This window comes from Acidovorax sp. Root275, assembly GCF_001428965.1.
GTDB classification, from domain to species: Bacteria; Pseudomonadota; Gammaproteobacteria; order Burkholderiales; family Burkholderiaceae_C; genus Acidovorax; species Acidovorax radicis.
In genome coordinates this window covers 204,941-216,127 of record NZ_LMJH01000008.1, presented here as the reverse complement: position 1 = coordinate 216,127, position 11,187 = coordinate 204,941, and the positions used below count along the sequence as shown (strand labels likewise).

At 65.8% G+C, this 11,187-nt stretch carries 8 protein-coding genes; 4 read left to right on the top strand and 4 right to left on the bottom strand.

Annotated features, from left to right (window positions below; translation table 11 throughout):
* Positions 1–85 precede the first annotated feature (85 nt).
* Positions 86–580, bottom strand: a complete 495-nt coding sequence (locus ASE52_RS11125; RefSeq protein ID WP_010466501.1) for a DUF1854 domain-containing protein — start codon at positions 578–580, stop codon at positions 86–88.
* Between the two features lie 23 nt (positions 581–603).
* Entirely contained in the window at positions 604–2,910 is a 2,307-nt protein-coding gene (locus ASE52_RS11120; protein WP_029414344.1) for an ABC transporter ATP-binding protein, read from the bottom strand.
* A gap of 246 nt (positions 2,911–3,156) precedes the next feature.
* Between ASE52_RS11120 and cphA (ASE52_RS11115) the strand changes: the two genes are divergently transcribed.
* From cphA (ASE52_RS11115) to ASE52_RS11105, 3 genes are all read left to right on the top strand, one after another.
* Positions 3,157–5,361 (top strand): cyanophycin synthetase, encoded by a 2,205-nt coding sequence (gene cphA, locus ASE52_RS11115; protein ID WP_057226149.1) that lies wholly within the window; start codon positions 3,157–3,159, stop codon positions 5,359–5,361.
* 77 nt (positions 5,362–5,438) lie between these two features.
* Positions 5,439–8,018 carry a cyanophycin synthetase gene (cphA, locus tag ASE52_RS11110; protein ID WP_057226148.1) on the top strand — a complete coding sequence of 860 codons (2,580 nt, stop codon included), beginning with the start codon at positions 5,439–5,441 and terminating at the stop codon, positions 8,016–8,018.
* A 68-nt stretch (positions 8,019–8,086) separates the two neighbouring features.
* Complete coding sequence (locus tag ASE52_RS11105) at positions 8,087–8,536, top strand: CreA family protein (protein WP_085940322.1); 450 nt, start codon at positions 8,087–8,089, stop codon at positions 8,534–8,536.
* Positions 8,537–8,576: 40 nt separating this feature from the next.
* On the opposite strand, the gene ASE52_RS11100 is transcribed toward ASE52_RS11105, so the two are convergent.
* Complete coding sequence (locus ASE52_RS11100; protein WP_057226146.1) at positions 8,577–9,548, bottom strand: nitronate monooxygenase family protein; 972 nt, start codon at positions 9,546–9,548, stop codon at positions 8,577–8,579.
* 138 nt (positions 9,549–9,686) lie between these two features.
* On the opposite strand from ASE52_RS11100, the gene ASE52_RS11095 reads away from it, so the two are divergent.
* The gene (locus ASE52_RS11095) at positions 9,687–10,217 is read left to right on the top strand and encodes a PadR family transcriptional regulator (protein WP_010466513.1); all 531 of its coding nucleotides are present in this window, start codon (positions 9,687–9,689) and stop codon (positions 10,215–10,217) included.
* A gap of 209 nt (positions 10,218–10,426) precedes the next feature.
* Here the strand turns inward: ASE52_RS11095 and ASE52_RS11090 are convergent, their stop codons facing one another.
* The gene (locus ASE52_RS11090) at positions 10,427–11,074 is read right to left on the bottom strand and encodes a DsbA family oxidoreductase (RefSeq protein ID WP_057226144.1); all 648 of its coding nucleotides are present in this window, start codon (positions 11,072–11,074) and stop codon (positions 10,427–10,429) included.
* Positions 11,075–11,187 lie beyond the last annotated feature (113 nt).

Sequence of the window (11,187 nt, the reverse complement as noted above, 5' to 3'; positions counted from 1 at the left end):
AGCTCGGGCTATGGCGAGCATTTGCAACGACGAGCCGGGGCGTTTTCGCGTGCAAGGCGGGCATGGATAAAAGGCTCTCAGCCTCTCAGAGGAAGCGTTCCAGCAGCCGGCGCGAATGCCGGTCCAGGGCCGTGGTGTCCTTGACACGGAACTGCACGCCGTCGCCCCCGGCGATCAGCAGCCGGGTGCGCCCGCCCAGGCGGCGGATGTCCTCTTCGGCCTTGAGGACGAGGCTGGCGGGCCCACGGTCAGTCTCCACCTGCCAAGTGCTGGGGGTCGAGAAGCTCGACACTGCAATGATTTTTTCGATAGTGGGCACAAACTCTCGCACTTCCAGCTCTTCCTCGATCAGCTGGCGTGCAGTGGTTTCCAGCTGGTCCAACCGGTCAATCCACAGCAGTTCATGGCCGTCGGAGCCGATCAGCGAGAGCCCATCGGCTGGCGCGGCGATGGGAAAAGCCCGGACGGGCGTGACCCCTTCGTGGGCTGTGCCGTCGAGCGTCAGGACCAGCCGGCCGTGGGGATTGCGCGCCAGCGTGAATGCGGGCAGCGATTGCAAAAGCGAGGAAGTGGAGTTCATGGCAGTTTCCAGCAATGCGGTTGTCACGGATTGCCAGCCGGGTGGGCGGGGTGCAGCAAGCCGCTGTCGATGATGACGCCTGCGGCCTGCGCGTCTTCTTCGGCGCGGCGGGCCTGGGCTTCGTACAGCCGCCAGTAGGCACCCTGCTTTTCCATGAGTTCGTCGTGGGGACCCACTTCCACCACCTCGCCCCGGTCCATCACTACCAACCGGTCGGCCTTGCGCAGGGTGGACAGGCGGTGGGCAATGGCAATGGTGGTGCGACCCTGCACCAGGTTGTCCAGGGCCTTCTGGATTTCCTTTTCCGTCTCGGTGTCCACGGCGGAAGTGGCTTCGTCCAGGATCAGGATGCGCGGGTCGATCAGCAGCGCCCGGGCGATGCTGATGCGCTGGCGTTCGCCGCCCGACAGGCCCTGGCCACGTTCGCCCACCAGCGAGTCGTAGCCGTGTGGCAGGCGCAGGATGAATTCGTGCGCGTGGGCGGCGCGGGCTGCCGCCACGATCTCTTCGCGCGTGGCTTCGGGCTTGCCGTAGGCGATGTTCTCGGCAATGGTGCCGAAGAACAGGAAGGGCTCTTGCAGCACCAGGCCGATGTGGCGGCGGTAGTCGGCCACCGCAAAGCGGCGGATGTCGATGCCATCCACCTGGATCGAGCCATCGCTCACGTCGTAAAAACGGCTGATCAGGTTGACCAGCGTGCTCTTGCCCGAGCCGCTGTGGCCCACCAGGCCAATCATCTCGCCGGGGCGGATATCCAGGTCCAGCCCCTTGATGACCGCACGGCTGCCATAGCGGAAACCCACGCCCTGCATGGTGATCGCGCCCTGCACCTTGTCCACTTTGACCGGCTGGGCCGGATCCGGCACGTTGCTCACGTGGTCCAGGATGTCGAAGATGCGCTTGGCACCTGCGGCCGCCTTCTGCGTGACCGAGACGATGCGGCTCATGGAGTCAAGCCGGCTGTAGAAACGCCCGATGTAGGCGATGAAGGCGGTGAGCACACCCACCGTGATCTGGTTGCGCGACACCAGCCAGATGCCGAAGCCCCAGACCACGAGCAGGCCGATTTCGGTGAGCAGCGACACCGTGGGGGTGAACAGCGACCAGGTCTTGTTGAGCTTGTCGTTCACTTCCAGGTTGTGCTGGTTGGCATCGCGAAAGCGCTGGGCCTCGCGCTTTTCCTGGGCGAAGGCCTTGACCACGCGGATGCCGGGGATGGTGTCGGCCAGCACGTTGGTCACCTCGGACCAGACGCGGTCGATCTTCTCGAAGCCGGTGCGCAGGCGGTCGCGCACGGTGTGGATCATCCAGGCGATGAAGGGCAGCGGCACCAGGGTGACCAGGGCCAGCCAGGGATTGATGGAGAACAGGATGGCCGCCGTCATCATGATCATGAGCACGTCGGTCACGAAGTCCAGGGCATGCAACGAAAGGAAAACGTTGATGCGGTCCGTCTCCGAGCCGATCCGCGCCATCAGGTCGCCGGTGCGCTTGCCGCCGAAGTAGTCGAGCGACAGGCGCAGCAGGTGCTCGTAGGTGGTGGTGCGCAGGTCGGCGCCGATGCGCTCGGACACCAGCGCCAGGATGTAGGTGCGCGCCCAGGAGAGGCCCCAGGCCGCCAAGGCCGACGCCAGCAGGCCACTGAGGTACAGCAGCACCAGGCCAGGCTCGATCTGCTTGCCGTTCTGGAACGGGATCAGGATGTCGTCCATCAGCGGGATGGTGAGGTAGGGTGGCACCAGCGTGGCCGCCGTGGAGGCCAGGGTCAGTGCAAAACCGGCCGCCAGTTGCTTGCGGTAGGGCCGGGCAAAGCGCCACAGGCGCAGCAGCACCCAGGTAGAGGTCTGTGGCGGCTGGGCACGGGCACAGGCCGGGCATTCATCGGTATCAGGCGGCAGGGGGGTATGACAGGTGGGGCAGGCGGGTTCGTCAGCCTCGTCCTCGGCGCCGTTGTCACCCCGGGCGCTTTGCTGCTCGAAGCGCTGCAGCAGGCGCAGTGCCTGTGCATGGTGCGCCAGGGTAAAGCGCCACAGGGCCAACCGGGCCTGCGGGCCGTGCAACTCCAGTGAGCCCACACCGCCATGGTCCTGGAGCTTGAGCGCCAGGCCGTCGCCCAGAGGCCAGCTGTGCCAGACCGTGGTGCCCGGATCGCAGGCCAGCAGGCGCTCAGATGTCACCACCACCCAGCCTGTCGCAAAACGCAGTGCGGTGCTCAGGTCAACCTGAAGCGCTGCCAGTACGTTCTCTTTGGAGGCGAGCATGGCCCGCAAATCGCCCCCCAGAGGGCCAGAAAAGACACCCGAGGCGTCCACAGAATGGTGATGTTGCATTTTTGGTTGGTATTTTCGCCCCCGGCTGCCTGCGGTGACCGATCTCGCGAAAGCGCGAATTCTCCCCGATACTGCATGCCACTGTGCGACGGCATCCTCATTTAACGCCTCTGGCGCTCATTTGGCTGACACTGCGCGCAGCCCCCGGACTGGAGCACAATCCTCGTCCACAAAAGTTTCCTTTCACAGTTTCTTCCTCTCCCGCATAGCCCTTACCCGGCCGGACAACCACACCCGCTGCAATCCATGGCGAAACTCAACGACATCCAACTGCTTCGCATCAACTACCTGCGCGGTCCCAATATCTGGACCTATCGGCCTGTACTGGAAGTCTGGCTGGACCTGGGAGAGCTGGAGGACCACCCCTCCAACACCCTTCCCGGTTTCAACGACCGGCTCACCGCCTGGCTGCCCGCGCTGATCGAACACCACTGCGGCGTGGGCGAGCGCGGCGGTTTCCTGCAGCGGCTGCAGGAAGGCACCTGGTGTGGCCATGTGCTGGAGCACATCGTGATCGAGCTGCTCAACCTGGCGGGCATGCCCACCGGTTTCGGGCAGACGCGCAGCACCAGCCAGCGCGGCGTCTACCGCATGGTGTTCCGTGCCCGCGACGAGAGTGTGGCGCGCGTGGCGCTCGCCCAGGGCCATGCGCTCATCATGGCGGCCATCAACGACGAGCCCTTCGACGTGCAGGCCGCCGTGGCCCGCGTGCGCACCGAGGTGGATGACCAGTACCTTGGCCCCAGCACCGCCTGCATCGTCACCGCCGCCACCGACCGGGGCATCCCCCACATCCGCCTGAATGATGGCAACCTGGTGCAGCTGGGCTACGGCGCCAGCCAGCGCCGCATCTGGACCGCCGAGACCGAATTCACCAGCGCCATCGCCGAAGGCATTGCCAGCGACAAGGACCTGACCAAGGGCCTGCTCAAGTCGTGTGGCGTCCCGATCCCCGAAGGCCAGGTGGTCAACAGCCCCGAGGAAGCCTGGGAGGCCGCACAGGACGTCGGTCTGCCCGTGGTGGTCAAGCCCTCGGACGGCAACCACGGCCGGGGCGTGACCCTGGACCTGCGCAAGAAGGAAGACATCGAAGCCGCCTACCACGTGGCTTACCCCGAGGGCAGCGACGTGATGGTCGAGCGCTTCATCCCCGGCGACGAGCACCGCCTGCTGGTGGTGGGCGGCAAAGTGGTGGCAGCCGCGCGGGGCGAGGTGGTGAGCATCACCGGCAATGGCCGGTCCACCGTCAAGGAACTGATCGACACCCAGCTCAACTCCGACCCGCGCCGCGGCTACGAAGAAGAGTACCCGCTCGAAATCATCGACATCAAGACCAATGTGACCGTGCAGCTGGAACTCAAGCGCCAGGAGCTTGATGCCGATTCCGTGCCAGCAGCGGGCCGGAACATCGTGGTGCAGCGCAACGGCAACGTAGCGGTGGATTGCACGGACGACGTGCACCCCGAGGTCGCCTATATCGCGGCCTTGGCCGCCAAGGTGGTGGGCCTTGATATTGCAGGCATCGACATGGTGGCACTCGATATCTCCAAGCCGCTGCTGGCCCAGGGCGGTGCGATTGTCGAAGTCAATGCAGGCCCAGGCCTGCTGATGCACCTCAAGCCCGCCGTGGGCGCGCCGCGCCCGGTGGGCCAGGCCATTGCAGAACACCTGTTCCCATCGGAGGACGACTCAGGCCAGGCGGGCCGCATCCCCCTGGTGGGCGTGGCCGGCACGCGCGGCTCCTCCACCATCGCCCGCGTAGTGGCCTGGCTGCTGCACCTGAGCGGACACCACACGGGCCTGGCCTGCCGCGAAGGGCTTTTCCTGGACCGCCGCTGCGTCGAATCGACCGATTGCGCCCACTGGGAAGCCGCACACCGCTTGCTCATGAACAAGATGGTGCAGGCCGCCGTGATCGAAAGCAATGCGCGCACCATCCTGCGCGACGGCCTGGCCTACGACCGCTGCCAGGTGGGTGTGGTCACGGACATGGACGGTGTGGAAACGCTGGCCGAGTTCGATGTGCATGAGCAGGACCAGATGACCAAGGTGATGCGCACCCAGGTGGACGTGGTGCTGGCCGAAGGCGCTGCCGTGCTGAATGCCGCAATCCCGCAGGTGGCCGATCTGGCCCCGCTGTCGGATGGCGCCGTCGTGCTGTATGCCCAGGACGCAACCCTGCCTGTGATCATGGAACACCGCGCCAAGGACAACGGCCGCGCCGTGGTCGTCAAGAACGGGCGCGTAGTGCTGGCCACCGGCAGTGCCGAACATGTGCTGGGCTCGCTGGCGGACCTGACCTTTGGCCGCAATGCCGTGGCGCCCGACACCGACGCGCTGCTGGCTGCCATCGGCGCCGCCTGGGCATTGGACATTGCCCCCGACCTCATCGGCGCGGGCATCAAGACCTTCGAACCCGACCTGCCCGCCCCGGCCGGATTGCCCTCCTGATCCATCCCGCCAAGCAACGCAAGACTTCGACTGGAACGCGGCCCGCGAGCCCCGATCGATTACTGAAAGAGACCCCCATGGATGTATCCCGCACCCGGGCCCTGCGTGGCCCCAATCTCTGGAGCCGCCACATGGCCATTGAAGCCGTGGTGGCCTGCTCGGAAGCCGAGCGCGCCGTGGGCCAGATGCCCGGATTCGAAACCCGGCTGCGGGCGCTGTTCCCCGCCATCGGTGCCCTGCACCCTGAAAGCGGCGGCGGCGAAATTTCGCTGGCCCATGTGCTCCAGGCTGCTGCGCTGGCTCTGCAGGCGCAGGCCGGCTGCCCGGTGACCTTTGCGCGCACCACCGCCACCACCGACGCAGGCGTGTACCAGGTGGTCGTCGAATACAGCGAGGAAGCCGTGGGCCGCAAGGCCTTTGAATACGCACAGCAGCTCGTCGAAGCTGCACAGGGCACCGGTACTTTTGACGCCGATGCGGTCATTGCAGAGTTGCGCGAACTCGACGAAGACGAGCGCCTGGGCCCGAGCACTGGCTCCATCGTGGACGCGGCGGTGGCACGCGGCATTCCGTACCGCCGCCTCACGCGCGGCAGCCTGGTGCAGTTCGGTTGGGGCTCCAAGCAGCGCCGCATCCAGGCCGCCGAGGTCGACTCGACCAGCGCCGTGGCCGAATCCATCGGCCAGGACAAGGACCTGACCAAGCGCCTGCTGCACGCTGCCGGCGTGCCGGTGCCACTCGGCAAACCCGTCGAGACCGTGGATGAAGCCTGGGAAGTGGCGCTCAAAGTCGGCTTGCCGGTGGTCGTGAAGCCCCAGGACGGCAACCAGGGCAAGGGCGTGACGGTCAACATCACCGACCGCGCACAGCTGGAAGAAGCCTTCCGCACCGCCGCCGAACACGGCACCGTGATGGTCGAGCGCTTCTTGCCCGGCCATGATTTCCGTCTGCTGGTAGTCGGCGACCAGCTCGTGGCCGCCGCACGCCGCGAACCGCCCCAGGTGCTGGGCGACGGCCAACACACGGTGCGCGAACTCGTGGACCAGGTCAATCTGGACCCACGCCGGGGCGAAGGCCACGCTACATCGCTCACCAAGATCCGCCTCGATGACATCGCTGTGGCCCGTCTTGCCATGCAGGATCTGAAACCCGACTCCGTCCCCGCCAAGGGCCAGCGCGTCATCCTGCGCAACAACGCCAACCTCTCCACCGGCGGCACCGCCACCGACGTGACCGACGACGTGCACCCTGAAGTGGCTGCACGCGCCGTGGCCGCCGCCCAGATGGTGGGCCTGCACATCTGCGGCGTGGACATGGTCGCCGAGACCGTGCTGCGCCCGCTGGAAGAGCAAGGCGGCGGCTTTGTCGAAGTGAACGCCGCCCCCGGCTTGCGCATGCACCTGGCGCCCAGCTACGGCAAGCCCCGCAACGTGGGCCAGGCCATGGTCGACAAGCTGTATGCCCATGGCGACGACGGCCGCATCCCCACCGTGGCCGTCACCGGCACGAACGGCAAAACCACCACGGCCCGCCTCATCGCCCATTTGTTCACCGCCCAGGGCCTGCGCGTGGGCATGACCAACACCGACGGCGTGTACGTGAACGGCCGCCAGATCGACAGCGGCGACTGCAGTGGCCCCAAGAGCGCCCGCAACGTGCTGCTGCACCCCGAGGTGGACGCAGCCGTGTTCGAGACCGCCCGCGGCGGCATCCTGCGCGAAGGCCTGGGTTTTGACCGCTGCCAGGTGGCCGTGGTCACCAACATCGGCGCGGGAGACCACCTGGGCCTGAACTACATCACCACGGTGGAAGACCTGGCCGTCCTGAAACGCGTGATCGTGCAGAACGTGGCCACCACAGGCTACGGCGTGCTCAACGCGGCCGACCCCATCGTCGCCGCGATGGCGCCTGCCTGCCCCGGCAAGATCATCTTCTTTGCCAGCGACCGCCACCACCCCGTGATGGCCACGCACCGCGCACAAGGCCACCGCACCGTGTACGTGGACGGCGACTCCATCGTGGCCTCGGAAGGATCGTGGCGCGAGACCATCCACCTGCGCGACGTGCCCATCACGCGCAACGGCAAGATCGGCTTCCAGGTCGAGAACGTCATGGCCTCCGTGGCCGCCGCCTGGGGCGTGGGCATGCCCTGGCAGACCATCCGCCGCGGCCTGTCGGGCTTCGTGAACGACAGCGACAACGCACCCGGCCGCTTCAACATCATGGACTACCGCGGCGCCACCGTTATCGCCGACTACGGCCACAATCCCGACGCCATGCGCGCGCTGGTCGGCGCTGTCGAAGCGCTGCCAGCCAACCGCCGCAGCGTGGTGATCAGCGGCGCCGGCGACCGGCGCGACGAGGACATCCGCGACCAAACCGTGATCCTGGGTGCCGCGTTCGACGACGTGATCCTGTACCAGGATGCCGCCCAGCGCGGCCGCGCGGATGGTGAAGTGATGGCCCTGCTGCGCGAGGGCCTGGCGGGCGCATCGCGCACCACGCACGTCGAAGAAATCCGGGGCGAGTTCATTGCCATCGATACGGCCCTGGCGCGCCTGCAGCCCGGTGACCTGTGCCTGGTGCTGGTGGACCAGGTGGAAGAAGCGCTGGCCCACCTGGCCCAGCGCTGCAGCGAAGCCGGAGCCGCCGCATGACAAAGCCTGCAGTGCCCGGCAAGGGCGCGCGCTTTGCAACGGCCGTGCTGATCGCCATCGCTGGCGTGATGGGCGGTGCCGGACTGGCCCAGGCGGCATCGGGCGAAAAGGTCGGCACGGTGGACACGGCCTTCCAGTGGCTAGGTCGTGACCACGACATCATCGTGGAGGCCTATGACGACCCGGCGGTGCTGGGCGTGACCTGCTACGTCTCCCGCGCGCGCACCGGCGGCATCAAAGGCACCTTGGGCCTGGCCGAAGACCGCGCTGAAGCCTCCATCGCCTGCCGCCAAGTGGGGCCGATCAGCTTCCCCGAACCGCTCAAAAAGCAGGAAGAAGTGTTCAGCGAGCGCATGTCCATCCTGTTCAAGCGCCTGCGCATCGTGCGCATGGTGGACCCGGCCCGCAACACGCTGGTCTACCTCACCTACTCCGAAAAGCTCATCGACGGATCACCCCAGAACAGTGTGACCGCCGTGCCAGTGGACCGGGCCACAGTGATACCGCTGCGCAAGTAACCGCCGGGGCCGGACCGCCCTGCACTGTGTACTGGCCGGTTCAGGCCACCTCGAGCAGCGACCTGCGGGCTTGGTTGTATTCCCGCTTCAATTGGTCAACATAGTCACTGGTGGACCGAATGGCGTTGATGGCGCCGATGCCCTGGCCGCAGCCCCAGATGTCCTTCCAGGCCTTGGCGGCGCCCCCGCCAAAGTTCATCTTGCTGGGGTCGCTGGTGGGCAGGTTTTCAGGATCCAGCCCCGCGGCCACGATGGACGGCCGCAGGTAGTTGCCGTGCACCCCCGTGAACAGGTTGCTGTAGACGATATCGTCTGAGCTGGAGTTCACGATGGCCTGCTTGTAGCCCTCCACGGCGCGAGCCTCTTCGGTGGCGATGAAAGCCGAGCCGATGTAGGCAAAGTCTGCCCCCATGGACTGGGCAGCCAGGATGCCGCCACCGGTTGCAATCGCACCCGAAAGCGCGAGAGAGCCGTCAAACCACTGGCGGATTTCTTGGATGAGCGCAAACGGGCTCTTGACCCCCGCATGCCCACCTGCGCCAGTCGCCACGGCAATCAGCCCGTCGGCCCCCTTGTCCACCGCCTTGCGCGCAAAACTGTTGTTGATCACATCGTGCAGCACCACGCCACCATAGCTGTGCGCGGCGGCATTGATGTCCTCGCGGGCCCCGAGCGACGTGATGATGATGGGCACCTTGTACTTCACGCACAGTGCCATGTCGTGCTCCAGCCGCTCATTGCTTTTGTGCACGATCTGGTTGATGGCAAAAGGCGCGGCGGGCTTGTCGGGGTGCGCCCGATTGTGGGCCTCCAGCGCTTCGGTGATTTCGGCCAGCCACTCATCGAGCAGCGAGGCAGGCCGGGCATTGAGCCCTGGCATGGAGCCCACAACACCCGCCTTGCACTGGGCGATCACCAGCTGGGGCGTGCTGATGATGAACAGCGGCGAGGCGATCACCGGGAACGGCAGGCGGTTGAGCGGGGCTGGCAGGCGCGAGGCGGGCAATGACATGGTGGCTCCAGTGGGGGGATGGCAGGACAACGGCGACAGATGGCTGCCCAAACACTGCAACCAGTTGCATAAATATATGCCACCCAACCCGTCAATGCAACTGGTTGCATCGATTTTTCACAAGCTAGACTGCCGGCCATGTCGATGAGCCACGCCCTGTTGATTTCCTTGCTGGAAAAACCCTCCTCCGGGTTCGAGCTGGCACGGCGCTTTGAGCGCTCCATCGGTTACTTCTGGCACGCCACCCACCAGCAGATCTACCGCGAACTGGGCAGGATGGAAGCCGCAGGCTGGATCGAAGGCCAGGCAGCGGACGACGCAGGCCGCACGCGCAAACGGGTTTACCAGGTCTTGCCCGCGGGTCGGGGCGAACTCGCCCGCTGGACGGCCGAGCCCGCTGAACACCTGTTGCCACGCGATGCCTTCACGCTCAAGGTCCGCGCAGCCGCCGTGATGGAAGAGCTGGACCTGCGGCCCGAGGCCCAGGCCTATATGGCGCTGCACCAGGCCCGCCTGGCCGAATACCAGGCCATTGAACAGCGTGACTTCCCCGAGCTGGAGGGCCTGAGCCGCCGGGACCGCATCCAGCGAGCCATCCTTCAACGCGGCATCCGCTTTGAAGTTTGCGAGATCGAGTGGGCGCAGACGCTGCTGCAGGCGCTGGAATGAGGCCCTCAGCTTCATGGCCCACAGAGTCAGCCAGGGCCATTGCGCCGCGAAGCTGAGGGAAGCGGCTGGCATTCCGCCACGCAGCACCCGCAAGACCTGTAGAAAACTAGCGCCTCAGCTGCAATTTCCTAGTCAAATCGGCCATTAGCGCTTTTATGCAGAGCGTTTACAGCTATCCAATTAATAGCAAACTCCATCCCCAAGGCGGGTCAGCCCTGCGCTGCAATCTGCCGCAGGGCCTGCTCGAACACCTCCACCGGCTGGCCGCCCTGGATCAGGTGGCGCTCGTTGATGATGATGGCGGGCACCGAGTGAATACCGTTTTGCAGATACAACTGCTCGCGTTCACGCACCTCGTCGGCAAAGCGGTCTGACGCCAGCAGCACACGCGCCTCACCAGCGTCAAGCCCCACCTCCTCGGCCACACGCACCAGCACCTCGTGGTCACTGGGGTTCTGGCCGTCGGTGAAATAGGCCTTGAACAGCGCCTTCTTCAGCGCGGGCTGCACGCCCTTTTCTTCAGCCCAGTGCAGCAGCCGGTGCGCATCAAAGGTGTTGTAGATGCGGCTGCGCTTGTCCATGCTGAAGGTAAAGCCCAGTTCCGCGCCGCGTGCAGCGATGGCCTCGCGGTTCTTCTGGCTCTGCTCGGGCGTCGCGCCGTATTTTTCATGCAGATGCTCACCAATGTCCTGGCCTTCTGGCGCCATCTGCGGGTTCAGCTCGAAGGGCTGAAAGTGCAGATCCAGTGCAACCTCGCCCTTCAGCCGGTCGGCCGCCTGCTCCAGCGCCTTGAGGCCGATGATGCACCAGGGGCAGGAGACATCGGAGACGAAATCGATCTTGAGGGTCGTGGTCATGCGGGTTCCAGTGAGGAAAGATGCGGCATCGTAGGCGTGGAGCCATACCCGTGCAGTCGCCGGGTTTACTAGGGTGCCACAGAGTGGTTGCCAGCCCGACGCGACGGTCCACC

What these genes read in the sequence shown, in the direction of transcription:
- cphA (WP_057226148.1), top strand. Translation starts at nt 5,439, where the DNA reads ATGGATGTATCCCGCACCCGGGCCCTGCGTGGCCCCAATCTCTGGAGC.
- ASE52_RS11125 (WP_010466501.1), bottom strand. Translation starts at nt 580, where the DNA reads ATGAACTCCACTTCCTCGCTTTTGCAATCGCTGCCCGCATTCACGCTG.
- ASE52_RS11120 (WP_029414344.1), bottom strand. Translation starts at nt 2,910, where the DNA reads ATGCAACATCACCATTCTGTGGACGCCTCGGGTGTCTTTTCTGGCCCT.
- cphA (WP_057226149.1), top strand. Translation starts at nt 3,157, where the DNA reads ATGGCGAAACTCAACGACATCCAACTGCTTCGCATCAACTACCTGCGC.
- ASE52_RS11090 (WP_057226144.1), bottom strand. Translation starts at nt 11,074, where the DNA reads ATGACCACGACCCTCAAGATCGATTTCGTCTCCGATGTCTCCTGCCCC.
- ASE52_RS11100 (WP_057226146.1), bottom strand. Translation starts at nt 9,548, where the DNA reads ATGTCATTGCCCGCCTCGCGCCTGCCAGCCCCGCTCAACCGCCTGCCG.
- ASE52_RS11105 (WP_085940322.1), top strand. Translation starts at nt 8,087, where the DNA reads ATGGGCGGTGCCGGACTGGCCCAGGCGGCATCGGGCGAAAAGGTCGGC.
- ASE52_RS11095 (WP_010466513.1), top strand. Translation starts at nt 9,687, where the DNA reads ATGTCGATGAGCCACGCCCTGTTGATTTCCTTGCTGGAAAAACCCTCC.